Consider the following 20,732-nt stretch of genomic DNA (forward strand, 5'->3'; position numbering starts at 1 on the left):
GGCTTCACAACGATCTGTATTTGCACAATAAACGTGCCGCTGATATCCACGCGGCCCGTCACTCGAATTGCCTGATGCAAACTGAAGGACCGGCATGAGCCGACAAATCATCGCCATCGACATTCGTGCCACCTCCATTGTCGGGGTGCTGTTGACCACGGGCCTGAAAACCAACGTGATCGAGGGATGTGCCGAAATCCCACTGGTGACGTCGGAGGCAAATCAGGATCCGTTGCTGAACGCTCTGACCGAATTGCGCCGGCAACTGGCATTCGACCATGCCGGCGCCGTGATCGGTCTTCCGGCCGATCACGCCCTTTTTCGCACCATCAGCGTGCCTTTCAATGAGGACAAGAAGATCCGCCAGATTCTGCCCTTCGAACTGGAGCCGACCTTGCCTGTGCCGGTGGATGACCTGGTGATCGACTACCAGAAGGCTTGGGAGGGCGAATCGACGGGATTGCTCACCATTGCCATTGAACGCCGGGAACTCGAAAACATCATGGCTACAATGACCGAGGCCCGGATCGCTCCCCAGTTGGTGGTGCCGGGCGATTTCGCCTCGGCACTCTGCCTGACCCATCATGATCAGGGGTTACCCGAGCATGCGTTGCTGCTGAATGTGGGGCTCACCAAAACGACCTTGTTCACCCTGGTCAACGGCAAAATCGCGCTGGCGCGCTGTCTCGCCTCCGACGTCGGCACCGAGGCCGGGGTGGAAATGCTAACCCTGAAAATCCGGCAAACCCTGACCGCCTTCGCCGACCGCCAACCAAACGGATTCGCACCCACTACGGTGTATCTCAACGGCCCCGCCCTGGATGACGAAGCGGCGGCGGCACGCCTGATCCAAGCCATGGAAATTCCATCCCAGACCGTCGACCTGCGCACCATGGTCCACAAACTGGACATGGCCGAAACGACCCAGTGGCGCCCCTGCGTTATGAACGGCGCCTTGGCCTTGGCCCTGGTCGAGGCCGAAGGGCGAAACTGCCCCAATTTTCATCGCACCCGGTCGGTATTCAAAAACTACTGGACCACCTATCGCCCCTATGTGCGGGGTCCGGCCATCGTGCTCGGCATCGTGCTGCTGCTGGGCATGGGAGGCGTCCTGCTGGAAAACCACCTGCTGCAAAAACGCCTGGACCATATCCACCATCGGATGGAGGAAATTTTCGCGGCCACCTTCCCGGGCAGCCGACGGGTAGGCGACGCCCTGAACCAAATGAAGAGCGAGATTAGAGGCGCCCAGGGTGGCAACATCGATGCCGGCCAGGCGATCCCCCAGGTGCGCACCGTGGACATTCTGCAGCAACTCAGCACCTCCATTCCCAAAGAGCTGGATGTGCTCTTCAATCGCCTGGTCCTGGGCAGCGATGATCTGACGGTGGCCGGTGAAACCACCGGATTCAACGTCGTGGATGAGGTCAAGAACCACCTGGAACAGAAGGGTCTATTCAAACAGGTAACCATCGCATCGGCCAACATGGACCGATCGGGAAACAAGGTGCGCTTCAGCCTGAAACTGGAACTATGACTTTTTTCTCACTCAAACTGCTGCCATTTCGATCCTACGCTCTGCCAATCAACCTGCAACGGCGCGACAAGATCGCCTTGATCGCGGCAGGAGTGGCCTTGGGGATCTTTCTTTTCTTCCAGCTGATCATTTTCCCGCCCCTGGATCGCAGAACACGGCTGCAACAACAAATCGTCAGCCAAACCCGTGCACTGCAGGAGATGCAAATTTTGGCCGCCGAGCACCGAGTCGGGTCGCAAACGGCCTTCGCCACCGAAACCCGGTTGAAAGAGCGTCCCCGGGGCTTCACCCTCTTTTCATTTCTCGACAACTTGGCGGGCCAAGGCGGCATCAAGCAAAACATCGTCCATATGCGGCCATCGACAACCAACCTCAAGGGCAGCCCCTACTCCCTGTCCTTGGTGGAACTTCGGATCGATGGATTGACCATGGAACAGCTGATCGCTTTTCTGCACGGCGTGGAGACCGCTCCACACGCCGTTTGGATAAGGCGTATTTCGCTCTCGCGCGGTGAGAAGGAACAGGATTTGATCAACGTCATCCTGCAAGCGGAAACGTTCCAATTATGATGACCATGCGACCGATCAAGGCGAAACAGGTGTGCCCATCATGAAACGCACCAGCAGAATTCTTCTCTACGGCATCTACGCCCTTCTGGCCGTTGGACTGTTCCTCTACCTGTTGTTCCCATCGGCTGTTGTACGGGACCTCGTCGTCGCCCAAGTCCGTCAAAGCCACCCTGCGGTGGATGTACGCATCGACGAGGTGCGACCGTCCTTTCCGCCGGGCCTGAAAATGTTTCCCCTGTCCCTATCCTATGCCGGGACGCAGGTCCTCTCCCTGCACCAAGTCAAGTTTCTGCCGAAGCTGACCTCCTTGCTGGGCAATGAAAAGCAGGTCGCCTACAATGGATCGATCCAAGGCGGCGGCGGCCTTGAAGGATATGTGCGCATGCTGCAGGAGGCGCCCCGGCAGAAAATCAGCGGCACTTTGAATGTGACCCAACTTCCCATCGAAAACATCGCACTGCTCAAACAGATCTCCCAAGTGGCCGTGGCCGGCATGCTGACCACCTTTGTCGACTTCGATACACACAAGGGCCCCGGCGGAACGGCCGACGTGAACATCGACCTTTCACCGGTGCGTGTCCATTTCACAACACCTTTGATGGGTTTGGAGCAGTTGGACTTCACCCGTATCCAATCGGATCTGATCGTGACGCCCAGAATGCTGCAGATAAAGCAGATCGACGCCACCGGGGCCCAGCTCGAGGCGCGCATCACCGGATCGGTGGTGTTCCGGCTCCCGCTTCAGGAGAGCCGTCTGAATCTGTCCTGCACGGTCAAGCCCCAACCGGGATTTGTCGCCGAACAGAAGAACACGATGATCGGGGCCTTGCTGGCATCTTCAGCCGCACAACAGCGGGGGGTCATCATTCGGATCGCCGGCACACTGGCCAAACCCAATTATGTGGTACGCTAAGCTCATGACCATTCAACGGATCACCATTCTCGTCAACCTGGCGCTGCTCACCCTGGGTGCATACTGGGTGGTGAACACCTTCTACAAGGTGCTGGCGCTGCAAGTGCAGTCGCCGCCGCAGGCCGTGGAATCGACCGCCGACAGTCAACGTATACAAGAGACCCAACAAGCGCCGCCCTTGGCCCATTACACCCCCATCCTGGAACGGGATCTGTTCCAAACCAGCAAGGTCGCCGCCACCGACCAACCCTCCGGCGAGGATGTCAGCCTGGAGGGGCTGGAAGAAACCCAGCTCCAACTCAAGCTTTGGGGCACGGTATCCGGCGATACCGAAAACACTTACGCCGTAATCGAAGACACCCAGAAAAGGGAGCAAAGTCTCTACCGCATCGGCGATACCATCCAGAACGCAACGGTCAAAATGATCCTGCGGGAAAAGGTGGTTCTGAACGTGGAAAACCGCGATGAGGTGCTGGCCATGGAAGAGCCGGGCACCAGCGGTGGCGGCACCCCCATGCTGGCCGGTCGAGGGAGTCCCGCACCAATGGTCTCGACGGCCCCGGCCATGGAACAGCGCATCACCTTGCAACGCGCCATGATCGAAGACGCTTTCCAGGATGTCAACCGGCTCATGTCCGAGGTGGCCATCACTCCCTATATGCAGGATGGGCGGCCCGAGGGATTGGCCTTCAACAACATCCGGCCGAACTCCATTTTCCGGCGCATGGGTTTGCGCAACGGCGATGTTTTGCTGGGCGTCAACGGCCAGCAGATCCAATCCATGGAGGATGCCATGCAACTGTACAACGACCTGCGGTCGTCGGACGAGGTCCAATTGCAACTTATGCGGCGCGGTCAGGAACGCAACATCACTTACAACCTGCGTTGACGCGGCATTTGAAAATGAATCGACAACCACTGGACGCATGCTTCGATGCGGCCTGCAAACTTCCACGGGCCAAATACAAGCACCAAAGAGATTAGACGGATTCCTATGAGACTTGCCTTTCGCACTCCACTTGGTCTGGTGACCGGGTTCCTGCTGATCGGAGCCTGCCTCCTGATGGCCGCCACAATCGCCGCCGCGCAACCCTCCGGCGCGGACACCGCCCCCGGGCCTGCCGGCGGCGATCAACTGGTCTCCATCGATTTCAACAACGTGGACCTGGCCGTGTTCGTCAAGTTCATCAGCGATCTGACCAAAAAGAATTTCATCATCGACGACAAGGTGCGGGGCCGTGTCACGGTGATCTCCCCCGGCCGCATCACCGTTGCCGAAGCCTATCGGGTTTTCGAATCGGTGCTGGAGGTCAACGGCTTCACCACCGTACCCTCCGGAGCGGTCACCAAGATCGTGCCGGCCCCCGAAGCGCGGGCCAAAAGCATCAAAACCCGCATCGAAGAGGAATCGGGGCGGCCGGGCGACAATGTGATCACCCAGATCGTGCCCCTGCGCTATGCCGACCCCAACGAAATCAAAAACCTGTTCACGCCCCTGGTCTCCCGCAACAGCGTGATCCAGGCCTACCCGCCCACCAACACCCTGATCATCACCGATGTGCACTCCAATATCGTTCGCCTGCTGCAAATTCTCAAGGCCATCGACATCACCGGCGTGGGGCAGCAAATCGCCCTTATTCCGGTGCAGAACGCCAGCGCCGCCAAATTGGTGACCATGCTGGAATCGATTTTCCGCGCCGCACGGGAACGGGGTGCCTCGGAAAAAGACATCGTCTTCGTGGCCGACGACCGGACCAACACTTTGATCGTTCTGGCCAGCGAAGGGGACATCGACAACATCCGTCAGTTGGTGCGCAGCCTGGACAAGGAGGCGCCCAAGGGGCAAGGCAACATCAATGTCTACTACCTGGAGCACGCCTCTTCGGAAGATATGGTCAAAGTGCTCCAGGAAATTTTGCAACGCGGCGGTGAAACCGTCGACGAGGAGGGACGTCCGGTGGCGCCGGTGGTCTCCAGCCGGGTGCGCATCACGGCCGACAAGCCCACCAACAGTTTGATCATCGTGGCCGATATGGAAGAGTACATGGTCCTCGAGTCGATCATTCGCAAAATCGACATCCCGCGCGCCATGGTTTACATCGAGGCGCTGATCATGGAAGTCAACGTCAACAAGGATTTCCGTCTGGGCACCGAGTGGACCATCGGGGCCGAAACCTCCTACAAGGGCAAGGACGGCATCTACGGCGGCGGCTTTCGCGGTGAAGACCCCTTGGTCACCTTTGGCCAGGGACTCACAGCCGGATCGGTGATCCCCAATCTGCCCAGTGGTATGTCCTTCGGTATTTTCGGCGAATTCCTGGAAATCAGCGGCTTCACCTTTCCCAGTATTTCCGCAATGGTGCAGGCCTACAGCAAGGACCGGGACGTGCGCATCCTCTCCACGCCCCAGATCCTGACCACGGACAACCAGGAAGCCCGCATCTACGTCGGCAAGAACGTGCCTTTCCAGACCACGGCCACCGCCAGCACCACGGGCACCGAAATCTTCAACTCCTTCGAATACCGCGATGTGGGCAAAAGCCTGAAGATCACACCCCAAATCAGCAAAGACCGCATGGTGCGCCTGCTGATCTCCCTGGAGGTGACCGCCCTGGAAGGGGTGGCCACCACCCGGCCCACCACCCTCAAGCGCACCATCGAAACCACCGCCATCGTCCAGGACGGCCACTCGGTGGTGCTGGGCGGCCTGATCGATGACAACGAGGACGCCGCCCGCTACAAGGTGCCCTGCCTGGGGGACATCCCCGGTTTCGGCGCCCTGTTCAGCTCCCGGGCCTCCAACTTCGAAAAATCCAATCTCTATGTCTTTCTGACCCCCAGGGTGATCCAGGACAACGAGGAAGCCGCCCGCGTTTCGACCCGCAAACGGCAACAAATCGACGGTGCCCTGGAAGAGAACATCAAGCTCTACAATAGCGATCAGAACATGCCCCCGGCCGAAACCCTTCAAATCCCGGGCCCCCAGAGCGCAGCGCCCGCGGATACTTCAGAAACGGCGGCCGCCGACCGTGTGGTAACGTCCGGCGCCGTTCCCGAGGGCGGAAACGTCGGTCGCGGCGAACCATCCCGCGCAAACCCTACCGCCGACGCCGGCACCGTTCCGACGGCTGCGGTGGAACAGTCCACCCGCACCGGCAATTCCAATGTGGAAGGGTTCACCCTTCAAGTGGCCTCGGTGCAAAACCGGGAGCAGGCCGGCAAACTGCTCGATGCCCTGATCGCCGAAGGGCATGCCGCCTATATCGTGCGCTCGGAAATCGAAGGCGAAACCTGGTACCGATTGCGCATCGGCTACTTCGCGACCCCCAACGATGCCGAAGCCACCATCCGGCAACTCCGGGCGTCCCGGCACGATCCGATTCTCATCAAACTGTAGCGACATGCCCATGGAACTGGCCCACATCCTCAAACATCAATTCGCCCTGCCGGAAGATTCGCTGGCGGATGCCCAACACATCCAACAGGAAAAAGGCGGACGGTTGGGGGACATCCTGGTGCAACGCCAGGTGATTTCCGAAACCCAACTGCTCGAAGCGCTCAGCGTGCAGTACGGCATCCCGTTCTGGCCCGAGTTGCCCATGGAGAACATCATGGGCAACGACTTCGCCAAGAGAATCTCCATCCAATTTCTAAAACGGCACCATATCGTACCCCTGGCGGTGCCCGATCCGGCCGCCACCGAACAGTCCGACGATACGCCGGGCAAGCAGGTCCATATTGTGGCCATCAACGATCCGGCCAACTTCAACGCCGTGGATGATCTGAGTCGCATTCTGGGCCTCGAGCAATACAAGCTGGTGCTCTCCTCCAAACAAGCCATTCTGGGGGTCATCAACCTGGCTTTCGACCTGAACCAGGATTCGGCCGCCCAACTGGTGCAAGACATGGAGGACGAAAGCGACATCATCAGCCAGATCGAGGATACGGCCGACTTGCTGGACGACACCAGCGACGCGCCCATCATCAAGCTGGTCAACCACATCCTTTCCCAGTCGATCAAAGCCCGCGCCAGCGATGTCCACATCGAGCCCTATCAAGACAGTTTCAAGGTGCGCTACCGTGTGGACGGCATTCTTTACGACCTGCTGTCGCCACCCAAATGGATTCAACCGGCTTTGACGTCGCGCATCAAAGTGATGGCCAAACTCAACATCGCCGAGAAGCGGCTGCCGCAGGACGGACGCCTGGAGGTGAGAATCGGCAGCCAGATGATCGATGTGCGTGTCTCCACCCTGCCCACCACCTTCGGCGAACGCGTGGTGATGCGGCTGCTGAACAAGTCCAGCTCCATCTTCAATCTGAACGAAATCGGACTTTCGCCCGCTCAAATGAAGATAATGAAGGAGCTGGTGCACTCGCCCAACGGTATCATCCTGGTCACCGGCCCCACCGGCAGCGGCAAAACCACCACCCTGTACTCGGTACTGGCTTCCATCAACACCCCGGACATCAATATCATCACCATCGAGGATCCGGTGGAGTACCAACTCAAAGGCATCAGTCAAATCCAGGTCAACCCCAAGATCGAGTTGACCTTCGCACGGGGCCTGCGATCCATTGTGCGCCAGGATCCGGATGTTATCCTGGTGGGTGAAATCCGCGACCGGGAGACGGCCGAAATCGCCGTGCAGTCGGCCCTGACCGGCCATCTGGTCTTTTCCACGCTCCATACCAACGACTCGGCCAGTGCCATCACCCGGCTGGTGGACATCGGCGTGGAGCCGTTTCTGATCTCCTCTTCGATATTGGCGGTGATCGCCCAACGGCTGGTGCGGGTCCTGTGCGAACATTGCAAGGAATCGTACAAACCGGACATGGCGTTGCAAGCCCTCGGATTGCGTCCCGACCGGCTGCGCAAATACACCTTCTACCGGGCCAAAGGGTGCGATCAATGCTTCAATACCGGCTATCGCGGCCGCATCGGCATATATGAGATCATGATAATGGGGCAACAGCTCAAAACGCTGGTGCAAAAAACCTACGACGCTTACCAGATCAAACAGGAAGCGCTCAAGCACGGCATGGTCACCCTGCGCCGCGATGGACTGGAAAAGGTGTTGCGCGGCATCACCACCATCGAAGAGGTGGTGCGGGTCACCCAAAAATAGTACCGCTGCGCCGGTTGCCCCCTGACCGCCGGCCTATGGAATAAAACGGCATGTTGCTTTTCGCCCGACGGATGACACACTTGCGGATCTTCACCACTCTGGTGGTGTTTGTTCTTTTGCTGCCGCCGCTTGTGCAAGCCGATCAAACGCCCATCGCACCGGCCGCCGCTGCCGACGACAGACTGACCACCAAACACACCTTGCGACCGGACCGATCCCCCTTGAGGGTGTTGCTGGACTTCGTCTCCCGTGCCGATGGCGAACGATGTCCCATGTACCCCACCTGCTCCCATTATGCCCGCCAGGCCTTCGCCGAAAAGGGCCTGTTGACGGGCTGGGTGTTGACCAGCGACCGGCTGTTGCGCTGCGGCCGGGACGAAACCCGGCTGGCACCGAAGGTGCGCATCGATGGCGCAGTCCATGCCCACGACCCCCTCTCCGCCAACATTTTCTGGTGGGACAACCGCTGACATGAAACATCGACTCCTGTTGGCGGCATTGCTGCTGGGATTGTGCCTGCCGATCCCGGCATCCGTTCTCCACGCGGCGGAGCGAATCATAGACAGCCGGCAGCAACTGGCTTTTGCCGAGCACCTGTTCAACCAGGGGCAGTACCGGCGAGCGGCCGAGGAGTATATCCGTTACACCTTCTTTTTCCCTGGTGATCCGGACCTGGACCGAGTACGATTGAAAGCCGCCGAAGCCCATCTTTTGGCCGGCGACGGCGGCAGCGCATTGCAAGTCCTGCGCCCTCTGACGGAACGGGAACCATTGGATGCAGCGGCCGTGGATGCCTACCTGCTGACGGCCGAATGCCACTTGCAGCGCAACGATCCCAACCAGGCGGTGCTTCAGCTCAACAACCTGATTTTACTGACCGACGATCCATCGGTCAAGGATCGCGCCCATTTGCGCATCGGCTGGATTCATATCGAGCAGCTGGATTGGCAAGGCGGCCGACGGGCCTTGGCACGCATCACCGAGCCGGGCCGGCAACGCCATCAGGTGGATCGCATCGTGTCGGCACTTGACACTGCCGATCACCTGCCAGGCAAGAACCCCTCTCTGGCGGGCGCGCTATCGATCCTGCCCGGCGCCGGTCAGCTCTATGTCGGTCGCTATCAGGACGCCCTTTCCGCATTTCTCGTCAACGGCGGTCTTTTCTGGGCGGCCTACGAGTCCTTCGACAACGACCTGAACGTCCTCGGTGGGCTATTGACCGTAGTGGGCATCGGCTTTTACACCGGCAACATTTACAGCGCCATCAGCAGTGCGCACAAGTACAACCGAGCCGTGGAGGAAGGTTTCGTTGACCACCTCAAGCATCAAGTGATATGGGGAAGCGGCTTGGACGACGCGCATCGCCGGCACACCGCCGGCAATGGCCTGAGGGTTCGTTGGCAGATCCCTTTTTAACCTTGAACAGGCAGGAGTTTTCGTGATGCCCCTGATCGCCCCTTCTATTCTGTCCGCTGATTTCGCGCAATTGGGTGAAGAGATTCGTGCCGTGGAGGCCGCCGGTGCCGATTGGATTCACATCGATGTAATGGATGGTCACTTCGTGCCCAACATCACCATGGGACCGCTCGTTGTGTCGGCCGTGCGCCGGGTGACAACGCTGCCCCTGGATGTCCATTTGATGATCGCCAACCCGGACCGCTTTATCGAAGATTTCGCCAAAGCCGGCGCCGATTATATCACTGTCCAGGTGGAAACCACGCCCCACCTGCACCGCACCATTCATCTGATCCGCGATCAGGGGGTCAAAGCGGGCGCCGTTGTCAACCCGGGCACCTCATTGAATACGCTGGAGTGGATCCTGGATGACCTGGATCTGGTGCTAATCATGAGTGTCAATCCGGGATTCGGGGGGCAGGCCTTCATCCCCGGCAGTCTGGACAAGATCGATCGGTTACGCGCCCTGCTCGCCGTCCGGGAGGCCAAGGCGCTGATTGAGGTGGACGGCGGTGTCAATGGGCGAACCGCCGGCGCCGTAATCGCCGCCGGCGCCGATGTCTTGGTGGCCGGATCGGCCATCTTCGGCACGGCGGACTACCGACAGAGCATTGCCCGTCTCAAGAACGCCGATCCGGGCGATTAAGGGAGGCAGGGTGAGCGACACACCTCGACAGGCAACGATTCTAACGATCCATGGCCCCAACCTCAATCTGTTGGGCCAAAGAGAGCCGGAGATTTACGGCCGAACGGGACTGGCCGAAATCGACGCCAAACTCCGAAACCTGGGCCACCGGTGGGCGGTTGAAGTGCTCACGTTTCAATCCAACCACGAAGGGGCCATCGTTGATCGCATCCAGGAAGCCGCGGACCAGGTGGACGGCATCATCATCAACCCCGCGGCCTACACCCACACCAGCATCGCCATCCGCGATGCCCTGTTGGCGCTCAAGGTGCCCATTATCGAGGTGCACCTTTCCAACATCCACCGACGGGAACCGTTTCGTCACAAATCCCTGCTGGCCGATGTGGCCACGGGCCAGATCGTCGGCCTGGGGGTCAATGGCTACTACCTGGCCCTCCGCGCATTGGTGGACATCATCGGCACCGCTCCATCGACAACGGTCTAAAAACAGTCTAAACCTTGCGCACCTGGACCGCTTCGGGGCCCCGGCTGCCAGCCACCATCTCGAAGGTCACCTGTTCGCCCTTTTTCAGCGTGCGAAACCCATCCATTAGAATCTCCTTGTAATGGACGAACAAGGTGCCGCCATCCTCGCTATCGATGAACCCATACCCATTCTCTTCGTTGAAGCTTCGCACCACACCCTTCGGCATCCACACCTCCCGTCGACACATCCCCCATTCTCATGACGCCTTGGCTTTGCGCCACTCCTTGTGCTGTTTCCAGTAGGGATTGATCAAGTCCTCGAATATGGTCATGGCCGCCGCTGCGCCTTGCCCCGTGGCGGTGACGATCTGCTTGTAGCCGCCCTCCACATCGCCGGCCGAGTAAATGCCGGGCACATTGGTGCGGTGAAAGCCGTCGTGCTGGATGTAGCCGTCCGCATTCACGGCCACACCGATTTTCTCGGCCAAATCAACTGCGGGCGCATAGCCGATCGCAATGAACACACCTTCCACGGCCATCTCCGTCCGCTCGCCGGTTTTGTTGTTGCGCAGGATCACCCGCTGCACCCGCTCCTCGCCTTCGATGGCGTGCACTTCGGTATCCCACAGGACTGGGATTCCATTGGCCGCCAGTTGGTTGGCCAGCACATCCTGGGCCCGCAGCGCGTCCCGCCGGTGCACCAGGGTTACGTCGGCGCCCATGTGCTGCAGGTATAGCGCTTCGGTGACCGCCGAATTGCCGCCGCCCACCATGATCACCTTACGCCTTTTGAACAAGGGGCCGTCGCAGGTGGCGCAATAGCTGACACCCCGACCGGAAAACCGCTGCTCGCCCGGCACCCCCAGATGCTTGTGGCTCGCACCGGTGGCCAGCAACACGGTTTTGGTCAAAAATTTGCGCCGCGTGGTCATCACCTCCATGGGATCGCCGGGGCGAATGTCCAGCACCGACTCACCCTGGAAAATCTGCACATACTGCAGTGCGTGGTTGACCATAATGTCCACCAGTGTTTTGCCGCCCACCGTGGTAAAACCGGGATAGTTCTCCACTACGGGCGTCAACGCCACCTGGCCGCCCAAGGCGTCCCGCTCGACAACGGCGGTCTTGAGGCCGCTGCGCTCGGTGTAGATCCCCGCGGTCAAGCCGGCCGGTCCCCCTCCCACGATGACCACGTCGGTCTCCACCACCTTATCGGTGCTCTCGGGAATGAAAATGGTCTGGGGCTCCAGTTTGAGCAAGGACGAGAGGAACACCTCCTCCTGCTGCGCACCTTGACCGATCAACATGTCGTTGGCGTAGGCCTGGGGAACGCTGTGGGCATTGTACTGCTCGGCCAGGTCGGGCCGGCACTGGATATCGATGATTTCCAGGGAAATCAGGTCGGGCCGCTCGATGGCCGCCTTGAGCCCGTTGACCACCTGTTGCGGGCAATAGGGGCAGGAAGGGCTTACGAAAATCTTGATCTGCCGCGGGCCGTCCAGCCGCTCGATCACCTTCATCGATTGATCGCTCAGGTCGCTCTTGCCCATGCCCAACAGCATCATTGCTTCGAGGAAAGAACGTCCCTCCTCGCCCATGGGTGCCCCCAACCATCGGATTTGATACCGATCCGGATCGATCAGCAGGGTCGGCGAGCTCTCCACCCCCCATTTGGCGGCCAGTTCGTGATTCAGATGGTATTCCTTGAGGGTGATCTTGTCGGTCAACTCCCGGAAAGCCCGTATCACCTGGCGGCTCGCGTCGACAAAGACGTCGTCCTTGCCGCGTTGGGAAAAAAGAAACAGCGGTATCTGGTTGGGCAAGCCGGCGAAGGTCTGGCGCAGCTGCCGTACCAGTGCTTCCTGAGCCCCTCTGTCCATCTCATGGTTGTGTTCCGGTCCCGATGCCATCATCGATCTCCTTCCCTGTCTGCGCGTTTTAAATGAAATCAGGGATATAATGGGGTTGTTGGTGAATCTTGTCAACCTGTAAGCCAAACCTGTAAGCCGCACCTGTAAGCCGCGATGGGGCGGTGGGATGGGTATAGATAGTTTTAAGTTTTAAGTGTTAAGTTTTAAGTTAAGGAATGCTATCGATTTTAGGGGGATAGGGGTGGGCGAGCGGATAGTTCCTTTCACGCATCGTAGGGGCACGGCACGCCGTGCCCCTACAGGACGTACGTTGGCCATCGGTTTCAATTTCGACCAGCCCATAACCCATAGGATGCGCTGACGAAGGAAGCGCATCGTTTGCATTTGATCGTTTGAATTCGAATTGCACCACACCAAATGACCGATTGCCACCATTCCCACATACCCGGAGGGATATGTTTTTGCCCCCAACCCCTAAAATCGATAGAATTCATTAACTTAAAACTTAACACTTAAAACTTAACACTATCTTTTACAACCCCATTAATCCCGATCAACCCAATAATCACGATTATTTCGCCAATTGCATTTTCCACCCGAATAGGACAAAGTAGTTGCCATGGACTTCGAACATTCAACAACCGCGCCCCTGCAGGTGGTGACCATCGGTGGGGGCAGTGGTCAATTCGCCCTTTTATCGGGGTTGCGGGATATACCGGGCATTGCCTTAACGGCCGTTGTGTCCATGATGGACAGCGGCGGCAGCACCGGTCGACTGCGGGACGAGCTGGGCACCTTGCCGCCGGGGGATGTTCTCAAATGCATCGTGGCCTTGTCGCCCCACCAGCAGTTCGCGCGGCAGATCCTGCAGAAACGCTTCAAAAAGGATCGGCGACTCGAAGGGCACAATGCCGGCAATATGCTGTTGACCATGCTGTCGCGCTACACCGGGAATTTTCCCTCTGGAGTGGCGGCGCTTTCCGAAATCCTGGACACCCGGGGCACCATTCTGCCGGTCACCACCGACCAGGCCACTTTGGTGGCCGAACTGACCGACGGCACCCGCATTTTCGGTGAACAGGCCATCGATGTGCCGCGGGGCCATCAACGCGAAAAAATCCGGGATGTCTTTCTCGTGCCCCACCACTGTGATGCCATCCATGTTTATCCGCCGGTGGTGGATGCCATTGCCGCGGCGGATTTCATCATCGTGGGACCGGGCGATTTGTTCACCAGCATCATCCCCAATCTGGTGGTCCCGGGCGTGGCCGATGCCCTGCGGGCATGCCGCGCACCGTTGCTCTACGTGTTGAACATCATGACCAAGTATGGCGAGACCCACAACTTTCTGGCCATGGACTTCGTGCAACGGTTGGAGGCCTATCTGGGCAAACGGGTCGACGGCGTGATCTACAACAATCGTCCCCCGAGTGAATCGATATGTCAACTCTATCAAGCCCAGAAAGCCGATTGCGTGCGACTTGAACCTTCCGATCCCGATTGGACCGGCCGCACAATGCATGCCGCCGACCTGATAGAAACCGACGGCCCGGTGGTGCGGCACGATCCGCGCAAACTGGCCGGATTGCTGCAAACGATTTTCTTTGCAGAAAAGGATCCGAAGGAGGTGTGATGGCGCGACCCTTGATTGTCGGGGTCATGGGCGGTGCCCGGGCCGAAGCTGCCGATCTTCAGGCGGCCTACCGGCTGGGGGCCTTGATTGCCGCCCAAGGCTGGGTGCTGCTCAACGGCGGGCGCGGAACCGGCATCATGGACGCCAGCGCCCGCGGGGCCGCCGAGGCAGGCGGATTGACCATCGGGGTGCTGCCCGATGCCGATAGGGCCCATGCCAGCGAACACATTCGGGTCGCCGTGTGCACCGGCATGGGCAGCGCACGCAACACCATCAATGTGCTCAGCAGCGATATCGTGGTGGCTTGTGCCGGCGGCGCCGGCACCTTGTCCGAAATCGCCCTGGCGCTCAAGCACGGCAAGCGGGTGATCACCCTGGGATTCGAGGCGGCGGGCATCCGTGGCTTGTTGGGACCGGACATCGCCCTGGACGCGGCGCAATCCCCCGAGGCGGTCATCCGCCTCATTCAAACCCATTGTCGGTGCAAGTAGGCTTCGGCCCGCTGCAAGTCCTCGGCGGTGGTGATCTTGATGTTGGTGACATCGCCCGGGATGGTGTGCACCCGCCCGCCCATCTGCTCCACCAGGGAGGCGTCGTCGGTCGCCACCTTGGCATTTTGCCGCGCCCATTGGTGGGCTTTGCGAATCAGGGACAAGCGGAAGGCTTGGGGTGTTTGGGCCATGCAAAGGGATTCACGGGCGACGGTTTCGATGATCACGTTTTGCGGATCCACCCGTATGAGGGTATCGGTGACCGGTACCACCGGAATGCACGCCCCCCAGCGCCGGGCGGCGTCGATACAGCGTTCGATCAACTCGCCTGTAACCAGAGGCCGCACCCCGTCATGAATCAACACCACATCGTCTTCTTCCGGCATGCGTTGCAGTCCGTTGAACACCGAATCCTGCCGCCGCGGCCCACCGGGCACCAGCAACGGTTCGCGGCGCAATCCGGCGCCGGCAATAATCTCCCGCCGGCAACGGTCCATCTCCTGCTCCGGTACCGTCACGACGATCTGTTGAATGCGTTCACAATTGTCAAAGGCCCGCAGGGTGCGGGTCAGGATGGGAAGGCCGCCGATGGTCAAGTACTGCTTGGGCCGATCGGCCCCCATGCGCACCCCTCTGCCGGCGGCCACGATCAGGGCGCTGCTCATCGCAAATACTTGAGTTCGTTGGGCAGGGGAACACCCTTGCCCATGGTGTCTTCACCGTAATTGGCGGCGGCCAGTATTTCGATATCCTTCAAGGCGCGCACATCGCCTTCGAAGTTCACGCGCTCGATGTTCTCCTTTTGAATCTTGCCACCCGCCCATTGGATATCCAGCACGCTGCTGGCATCGAAGCGGTCGGCACCGATGACCAGCTCCACCTGGCCGCCGTAGTACTGGACGATTTTGGCCACCATCAAGCTGGGGCGGCTGTGAAAACCCAATTTTTGGGGGATGGGCACTTCAATGCGGCCCCGTTCGATGTTCTCGTTGAGAATCTCCCGGGCCAGCTCCTTTCCGGTACTCAAATAGTGACAGGCATAGTATAGGCCGTAATTGACGGTGCATTCGAGCAGTTGATCGGGGTCGACCAGGGCCGCCAGGCGGTCCTGCACCTGTTTGTAGATGTTCTTGTAGCCGGCCTCGTGCAAATGACGTTCGTAGAGATGCAGCAAGCGCCCCATCATCTGCAGCAGGTGAAACACAACGGAAAAGTGGCTGCGCAATTGCTTGAGCTTGCGATCACCGAATCGGAAACCGCCGTGGATCACATAGGTATCGAAGGAGGATTGAAGGTTGTGCACCACCATCTCGAATCGGCGAATGGCCACCTCATTGACCTGCACCGGCACCAACTGCCGGATCTCTTCGATGCTGTAGGGCTCATACAAGCCGAGCTGGTCGAAGCGGGTCGAGATACCTAGAAATTCGCTGGCGATCTTAACGATGTGCTTCTTCTGGATGTCTTTGGATTCGTCGTCAATGCTATAGGGCAGCATTTCGCCGGTGGTGGTGCCGGGAAAGTCTTCCGGCCCGAAGGCATGCTCCGGAATGGGAATATTCAGATGCTTGGCCTCGTTGATGATCACCGGCGCCAGCTTCATCAATGCACTGTTAACGAAGCCGGCCGCTTTGCGACCGGCGTCGCTAAACTCTTCCGTTTGTGGCAAGTCATAGAAGATCAAACGATTGGCGATATGCTTCTGCGAGTATCCGCCCAGGCTCAAATGGCGTACGGCGGCGGCCAATTCGCGATAGCAGTACCACTGCGAATTGTTCTTGGCGCCGTGAAAATCGAGGAAATCCTCCAGCACCTGGGAGGTGGACACCAACTCGGAATAAAGCTTCTTGGTGAAGGCGGCGGCGGGCAGTGGTCCACTGGCCAAATAGATGCAGCACTTCAGGTAGTCGAAGGAGAAGAGCCGCACCTTTTCGGCAAATGAGATTTCACAATAGCCTTCATCGGCGGTAACGCAAGGATTCATCGCAGCTACATCATGTCCTTTTGGGTTTCGTGGATGATGCGGTCGATCTTCTGCCGCAATCCGGCGGGCAAGCCTTCAATGTCCACGTTCAAAAACCCCCGAACGATCATGGAGACGGCCTCGTCTTCATCCACGCCGCGGGCCATCAGATACTCGATTTCGCCCTGGTCGATCTTGCCCACGGCCGCCTCGTGGGACATCTCCACTCCCGGCACGTAGCCGCGCAGCTCCGGGATGGCGTGCATCAGCCCCTCTTTGAGAACCAACCCTTTGCACTCTAGATGGGCCTTGACACCCGCCACTTTGCCCACCAACTCCCCCCGCGCCACGATGGTGCCGCCGGCGGCGATGGCGCGGGAAATGATTTCCGCCCGGGTGCCCGGTGCGTTGAGCACCACCCGGGAACCGACGTCCAGATGGCAGCCCTTGGCCGCCACCAGCACGCTGTTGAAGCGCGCCACCGCCCCTTCGCCGTCCAGGTAGGTGATCGGATTCATCTGCAAGGAGCCCACCGGCTTGAGGGAGATGTAATTGGAGACAAACACGCCCCCCTCTTCCACATGCACCACCGTCCGCGGGCGCACATTGACCCGCTCGCCCCAATCGTGAATCATGGTGAAGTGCAGTTGGGCGCCTTTTTTGACATAAAACTCCGAAACGCCGACGTGGAGGCCGGACACCAGATGGGGCGAGGTGGCACAACCGGTGATTACCTGCAAGCGGGAATCGGGTTCGGCGATGACCACATTGTGCACGTTCTGGGAAAACTTCTCTTTGGCGATATAAAGGCAGGCCTGGACCGGTTCTGTCACGTGGCGACCCGCCGCCGATCGAATGAAGTAGCCCTCATGAGGGATCTCCTTCGCACGGCTGGTAAAAGTATCTTGGGCCGGATCGATGGAGCGCCAGAGATAGTCCGCCAGCCAATCGTGGGTCTGTCGGGCCTGGGTGATGGACATCACCTCCACGCCGTCTTGCCGGGCGTGGCAGTGGATCACCGAGCGATCCTTCTGGATGAAGGTGCCGCTGCGATCCTTTTCGCTGGTGTCGATGCCCACGTCGAGGAACTTGCGCGCATCGTCCCCCGTGATGTCGGTCAGTTGCGTCACATAACCATGGTTTTCGGCCTCGGTCTCATATTCAGGCCAGTCGATGCCGTCGGGGGCATCGTTGTCTACAGTTGAACGTCCATTGCGCATCGAACACACTCCTCGTATCCAAATTCACCGATCCACTTGAGGATCTCCCGAGCGTTGCGCGAGCAGCACAAATGCCCGTTGAACAGCACCTGTCCTCTGTCCGCGGTGATGTAGTCCAAAATATGGCCCGTGTGGGTGATGATCAAGGCCGACTTGGTCTGGGGCGCGATCCGTTCCTGGTGGGATTTGCCTTTGGCGCATTTGACCCCCCGCCGCAGCAGGGTGTTGATGGTCTCGCCGATCAAGGCCATGTTCTCCAGGTCCACGCCCGACTCGGGCTCGTCCAGCAGAATCAGGTCCGGATCCTGGGCCATCAGCTGCAGCAGTTCGCTGCGCTTGATTTCGCCGCCGGAGAACTTGTGGTTCACGTCCCGATCGAGAAAGGCAGCGAAATTGACCTCTTCAGCCAACTGTTCGATATCCACGGCCCGACCGCTCAGCTTGCCGCACACCTGCACCAGATTGCGGGTTTTAAGCCCTTGGATCGTGGGCGGCCGCTGCACCGAGACCCCGATCCCCAGACGGGCCCGCTCGTGGATCGGCATGTGGGTGATGTCTTCGCCCTTGAAGGTGATTTTGCCGTGGGTGACATGATAGCCGGAAAACCCCATGATGGTCATCATCAGGCTGGTCTTGCCGGAACCGTTGGGGCCGAAAAGAATATGGGTTTCGCCTTGGGGGATCTCCATATTCAAATTGTTGAGGATCGTACGTCCGCCGACCTCAACCTGCAGCTCTTCGATGGTCAACATCCCTCTACCTCTGGCAAGTTGGGTTGTCCGAAGGGACAGTTTATTCAGCCGGACTTTGCCGCGTCCGGCATTCGGATGGATTCGGCGGCCGGAGCAGGCCGTAAGCCGAATTCTGTATCCCGCGGCGGTTACCCGCTGTCGGGATGGCGATCATTCATCTAGGATGCCGGTTGCCCGGCACCTCAAGCGACCTACCCGGGAGCTTGGACGGGCCGCCCTCAAGCACTCCCCTATTTGGTCTTGCACCGGGTGGGGTTTACCTAGCTTCCCCGGTCACCCGGAGAACTGGTGCGCTCTTACCGCACCGTTTCACCCTTACCCCGCCGCAGCGGGGCGGTTTGCTTTCTGTTGCACTTGCCTTCGCGTCACCGCGACTCCACGTTATGGAGCACCCTGCCCTGTGGTGTTCGGACTTTCCTCCGATCCGGTGGCACCGAACCGGCGAACGCCTGGCCTACTCCGGCCGCCAAACTCATATAATTATAGATGCATGTTACACGTCTTCGTCGATCATCGCCTTGGGATAGATGATCCGCTGGCAATGGGGGCACATCTGCATGGCGTCCATGCGCATCAATTCGATGAAGCGCTGGGGCGGCAGGTTCATCCGGCATACTTGGCACACTTCGTTATCCACCGCTGCCACCGCCACCCCGCGACCTTGCTGCTTGGCGCGGGTGTAGACGGTTTGCATCTTGGCGTCCAACCGCAGCCAAATGGATTCCCGTTTACCGGCCAGTCGTTCCTTCTCCGCACGCTGGGTCTTTGCCTCCCCTTCGATTTCCGCCTGGCGTGCTTGGATCTCCTGCTGCATGTCGGCAAGGTCGGCCTTGTGGCAGGTCACTTCCTTTTCGGTACCCTCCAGCTGCTCCAGCATGGCGATCATCTGATCCTCGATGGCGGCTTTGCGCATCTTCAGATCATCGATCTCCCGCAGCATGCTCTGATACTCTTTGTTGGTCTTGACCGAACGCAGCTTTTCGTCGTTGCGGGTCACCCGGTCCTCGATGGAACGAATTTCCTCCTCGTTGGATCGGTAGGTCTTGCGCAACTCTTCCAGACGCTGCTCGCCTTCGGCCACCTTCCGTTTAAAGTCTTCCAGCTCTGTTTCCAGCGCTGCGATACGCTGCTCGACACCGGCCAAATGCTGATTGATCAACTGTTCACTGCTGTCGACCAGCTGCAAGCTCGCCAGTGTCTCCAAGCATTCCCTGATGGTATTTGTCATCTACCCCTTCACTTTCACCCTTGGCTATAAAATGGATCTTGCTCCAAGGCGCACGCGTCAATCCGCACCGCCCGACCTGCATCCGACATCAGTTGACGCAACTGCGCGGCCAGCGGTTCGACAATCAAATGTTCCGATGCAAAATGGCCCACATCGATCAGTCCGCGTCCCGCCGCCTCCACGTCTCGCGCGTCATGATAGCGCAAATCGCCGCTGATAAACACCTCCGCACCGGTTTCGAAAAAGGCGGCCAACAAACCCGAACCACTGCCCGAACAAACGGCCGCCTGTTGCACCATCATGTCCGGATCCCCGGCAACCCGCACTTGGTGCAAGCCCAACCGCTGCCGCACCGCTTCAGCCAACCGGCCAAGGGTCATGGGCTGTTCGAGGCGACCGATGCGTCCCATGCCCATCCCGGCGGCGCTGCCGTCATTCGTTGCGGCAGGGGGGATCATGGGCACCAATTGTTGCAGCCCCAAGGTACGGGCCAACACCTGGTTGACCCCTTCCCGGGCACTGTCCAGGTTGGTGTGGGCGCAATAGAGGGCCATGCGTCCCTGCAAAGCGGCTTCAATCACACGACCGATGGTGCTTTCCACATCGATGGTACGCAGCGGGCGCAAGATCAAGGGATGGTGCGTTACCAGCATGTCCACCCCGTCCCGTACCGCTGACTGCACCACGGACAGCAGCGGGTCAAGGGATACCCGCACCGAACCTACCGGCCATCGTAGCGATCCGATCTGCAGCCCGCAGTTGTCCCACTCCTCGGCAAGATGCGGAGGCGCGATGCGTTCCATGGCCTTGACCAGGTCCGCAACGCAGGTTTCAACAGGGCTATCCGGGGCCATCGCGTA

At 59.3% G+C, this 20,732-nt stretch carries 20 protein-coding genes and 1 other RNA gene; 12 read left to right on the forward strand and 9 right to left on the reverse strand.

The features are described 5' to 3' along the window. Nucleotides 1-94: 94 nt before the first annotated feature. The 10 genes from gspL (at nt 95) to aroQ (ending at nt 10,733) form a co-directional block, all read left to right on the forward strand. A complete protein-coding gene (gene gspL / locus MRX98_RS08355) occupies nt 95-1,537 on the forward strand; it encodes a type II secretion system protein GspL (RefSeq protein ID WP_246905351.1) in 1,443 nt (480 codons plus the stop codon). Beyond that, nucleotides 1,534-2,106: a type II secretion system protein GspM gene (gene gspM, locus MRX98_RS08360; protein WP_246905365.1), complete on the forward strand. Its 573-nt coding sequence runs from the start codon at nt 1,534-1,536 to the stop codon at nt 2,104-2,106. The genes gspL and gspM overlap by 4 nt, the downstream gene beginning before the upstream one ends. A gap of 40 nt (nt 2,107-2,146) precedes the next feature. Beyond that, nucleotides 2,147-3,019, forward strand: coding sequence for a type II secretion system protein GspN (gspN, locus tag MRX98_RS08365; protein ID WP_246905368.1), 873 nt, complete (start codon nt 2,147-2,149; stop codon nt 3,017-3,019). 4 nt (nt 3,020-3,023) lie between these two features. Further along, complete coding sequence (gspC, locus tag MRX98_RS08370; protein WP_246905371.1) at nt 3,024-3,908, forward strand: type II secretion system protein GspC; 885 nt, start codon at nt 3,024-3,026, stop codon at nt 3,906-3,908. 174 nt (nt 3,909-4,082) lie between these two features. After that, nucleotides 4,083-6,416 (forward strand): type II secretion system secretin GspD, encoded by a 2,334-nt coding sequence (gspD, locus tag MRX98_RS08375; protein ID WP_246905384.1) that lies wholly within the window; start codon nt 4,083-4,085, stop codon nt 6,414-6,416. Between the two features lie 4 nt (nt 6,417-6,420). After that, on the forward strand, nt 6,421-8,148 hold the full coding sequence (gspE, locus tag MRX98_RS08380) for a type II secretion system ATPase GspE (protein WP_246905386.1): 1,728 nt from the start codon (nt 6,421-6,423) through the stop codon (nt 8,146-8,148). Between the two features lie 50 nt (nt 8,149-8,198). Then, nucleotides 8,199-8,618: a membrane protein insertion efficiency factor YidD gene (gene yidD / locus MRX98_RS08385; protein ID WP_246905399.1), complete on the forward strand. Its 420-nt coding sequence runs from the start codon at nt 8,199-8,201 to the stop codon at nt 8,616-8,618. 1 nt (nt 8,619) lies between these two features. After that, complete coding sequence (locus MRX98_RS08390; protein ID WP_246905402.1) at nt 8,620-9,564, forward strand: tetratricopeptide repeat protein; 945 nt, start codon at nt 8,620-8,622, stop codon at nt 9,562-9,564. 25 nt (nt 9,565-9,589) lie between these two features. Beyond that, entirely contained in the window at nt 9,590-10,249 is a 660-nt protein-coding gene (gene rpe / locus MRX98_RS08395; protein WP_246905408.1) for a ribulose-phosphate 3-epimerase, read from the forward strand. A 10-nt stretch (nt 10,250-10,259) separates the two neighbouring features. After that, nucleotides 10,260-10,733, forward strand: coding sequence for a type II 3-dehydroquinate dehydratase (gene aroQ / locus MRX98_RS08400; RefSeq protein WP_246905419.1), 474 nt, complete (start codon nt 10,260-10,262; stop codon nt 10,731-10,733). A 7-nt stretch (nt 10,734-10,740) separates the two neighbouring features. Here aroQ and MRX98_RS08405 read toward each other — a convergent pair whose 3' ends face one another. Continuing rightward, nucleotides 10,741-10,941 carry a cold-shock protein gene (locus MRX98_RS08405; protein ID WP_246905422.1) on the reverse strand — a complete coding sequence of 67 codons (201 nt, stop codon included), beginning with the start codon at nt 10,939-10,941 and terminating at the stop codon, nt 10,741-10,743. Between the two features lie 30 nt (nt 10,942-10,971). Further along, a complete protein-coding gene (locus MRX98_RS08410; protein ID WP_246905424.1) occupies nt 10,972-12,624 on the reverse strand; it encodes an FAD-dependent oxidoreductase in 1,653 nt (550 codons plus the stop codon). Nucleotides 12,625-13,204: 580 nt separating this feature from the next. Here MRX98_RS08410 and MRX98_RS08415 point away from each other — a divergent pair. Both MRX98_RS08415 and MRX98_RS08420 read left to right on the forward strand, forming a co-directional pair. Further along, a complete protein-coding gene (locus MRX98_RS08415) occupies nt 13,205-14,218 on the forward strand; it encodes a gluconeogenesis factor YvcK family protein (RefSeq protein ID WP_246905427.1) in 1,014 nt (337 codons plus the stop codon). Continuing rightward, nucleotides 14,218-14,709: a TIGR00725 family protein gene (locus tag MRX98_RS08420; protein ID WP_246905430.1), complete on the forward strand. Its 492-nt coding sequence runs from the start codon at nt 14,218-14,220 to the stop codon at nt 14,707-14,709. The genes MRX98_RS08415 and MRX98_RS08420 overlap by 1 nt, the downstream gene beginning before the upstream one ends. On the opposite strand, the gene ispD is transcribed toward MRX98_RS08420, so the two are convergent. The 7 genes from ispD to MRX98_RS08455 form a co-directional block, all read right to left on the reverse strand. After that, nucleotides 14,685-15,374 (reverse strand): 2-C-methyl-D-erythritol 4-phosphate cytidylyltransferase, encoded by a 690-nt coding sequence (gene ispD / locus MRX98_RS08425; RefSeq protein ID WP_246905433.1) that lies wholly within the window; start codon nt 15,372-15,374, stop codon nt 14,685-14,687. The two genes, MRX98_RS08420 and ispD, sit on opposite strands and share 25 nt — an antisense overlap. Beyond that, on the reverse strand, nt 15,371-16,693 hold the full coding sequence (locus tag MRX98_RS08430; RefSeq protein ID WP_246905436.1) for an HPr family phosphocarrier protein: 1,323 nt from the start codon (nt 16,691-16,693) through the stop codon (nt 15,371-15,373). The genes ispD and MRX98_RS08430 overlap by 4 nt, the downstream gene beginning before the upstream one ends. Before the next feature lie 5 nt (nt 16,694-16,698). Next, a complete protein-coding gene (locus MRX98_RS08435) occupies nt 16,699-17,892 on the reverse strand; it encodes a SufB/SufD family protein (RefSeq protein ID WP_246905438.1) in 1,194 nt (397 codons plus the stop codon). Further along, nucleotides 17,868-18,644, reverse strand: a complete 777-nt coding sequence (locus MRX98_RS08440; RefSeq protein WP_246905441.1) for an ABC transporter ATP-binding protein — start codon at nt 18,642-18,644, stop codon at nt 17,868-17,870. The genes MRX98_RS08435 and MRX98_RS08440 overlap by 25 nt, the downstream gene beginning before the upstream one ends. Before the next feature lie 86 nt (nt 18,645-18,730). Further along, nucleotides 18,731-19,105: RNase P RNA component class A (gene rnpB, locus MRX98_RS08445), an RNA gene on the reverse strand. Nucleotides 19,106-19,137: 32 nt separating this feature from the next. Beyond that, on the reverse strand, nt 19,138-19,872 hold the full coding sequence (locus MRX98_RS08450; protein ID WP_246905443.1) for a zinc ribbon domain-containing protein: 735 nt from the start codon (nt 19,870-19,872) through the stop codon (nt 19,138-19,140). 14 nt (nt 19,873-19,886) lie between these two features. Next, nucleotides 19,887-20,726: a Nif3-like dinuclear metal center hexameric protein gene (locus MRX98_RS08455; protein ID WP_246905457.1), complete on the reverse strand. Its 840-nt coding sequence runs from the start codon at nt 20,724-20,726 to the stop codon at nt 19,887-19,889. Between the last annotated feature and the right edge of the window lie 6 nt (nt 20,727-20,732).

The organism is Desulfatitalea alkaliphila, assembly GCF_022968795.1.
GTDB lineage: Bacteria > Desulfobacterota > Desulfobacteria > Desulfobacterales > Desulfosarcinaceae > Desulfatitalea > Desulfatitalea alkaliphila.

Excerpts from the sequence above, each read along its gene's own strand:
- gspL (WP_246905351.1), top strand. The coding sequence starts at position 95 with ATGAGCCGACAAATCATCGCCATCGACATTCGTGCCACCTCCATTGTC.
- gspM (WP_246905365.1), top strand. The coding sequence starts at position 1,534 with ATGACTTTTTTCTCACTCAAACTGCTGCCATTTCGATCCTACGCTCTG.
- gspN (WP_246905368.1), top strand. The coding sequence starts at position 2,147 with ATGAAACGCACCAGCAGAATTCTTCTCTACGGCATCTACGCCCTTCTG.
- gspC (WP_246905371.1), top strand. The coding sequence starts at position 3,024 with ATGACCATTCAACGGATCACCATTCTCGTCAACCTGGCGCTGCTCACC.
- gspD (WP_246905384.1), top strand. The coding sequence starts at position 4,083 with ATGGCCGCCACAATCGCCGCCGCGCAACCCTCCGGCGCGGACACCGCC.
- gspE (WP_246905386.1), top strand. The coding sequence starts at position 6,421 with ATGCCCATGGAACTGGCCCACATCCTCAAACATCAATTCGCCCTGCCG.
- yidD (WP_246905399.1), top strand. The coding sequence starts at position 8,199 with ATGTTGCTTTTCGCCCGACGGATGACACACTTGCGGATCTTCACCACT.
- MRX98_RS08390 (WP_246905402.1), top strand. The coding sequence starts at position 8,620 with ATGAAACATCGACTCCTGTTGGCGGCATTGCTGCTGGGATTGTGCCTG.
- rpe (WP_246905408.1), top strand. The coding sequence starts at position 9,590 with ATGCCCCTGATCGCCCCTTCTATTCTGTCCGCTGATTTCGCGCAATTG.
- MRX98_RS08405 (WP_246905422.1), bottom strand. The coding sequence starts at position 10,941 with ATGCCGAAGGGTGTGGTGCGAAGCTTCAACGAAGAGAATGGGTATGGG.
- MRX98_RS08410 (WP_246905424.1), bottom strand. The coding sequence starts at position 12,624 with ATGGCATCGGGACCGGAACACAACCATGAGATGGACAGAGGGGCTCAG.
- MRX98_RS08415 (WP_246905427.1), top strand. The coding sequence starts at position 13,205 with ATGGACTTCGAACATTCAACAACCGCGCCCCTGCAGGTGGTGACCATC.
- MRX98_RS08420 (WP_246905430.1), top strand. The coding sequence starts at position 14,218 with ATGGCGCGACCCTTGATTGTCGGGGTCATGGGCGGTGCCCGGGCCGAA.
- ispD (WP_246905433.1), bottom strand. The coding sequence starts at position 15,374 with ATGAGCAGCGCCCTGATCGTGGCCGCCGGCAGAGGGGTGCGCATGGGG.
- MRX98_RS08430 (WP_246905436.1), bottom strand. The coding sequence starts at position 16,693 with ATGAATCCTTGCGTTACCGCCGATGAAGGCTATTGTGAAATCTCATTT.
- MRX98_RS08435 (WP_246905438.1), bottom strand. The coding sequence starts at position 17,892 with ATGCGCAATGGACGTTCAACTGTAGACAACGATGCCCCCGACGGCATC.
- MRX98_RS08440 (WP_246905441.1), bottom strand. The coding sequence starts at position 18,644 with ATGTTGACCATCGAAGAGCTGCAGGTTGAGGTCGGCGGACGTACGATC.
- MRX98_RS08450 (WP_246905443.1), bottom strand. The coding sequence starts at position 19,872 with ATGACAAATACCATCAGGGAATGCTTGGAGACACTGGCGAGCTTGCAG.
- MRX98_RS08455 (WP_246905457.1), bottom strand. The coding sequence starts at position 20,726 with ATGGCCCCGGATAGCCCTGTTGAAACCTGCGTTGCGGACCTGGTCAAG.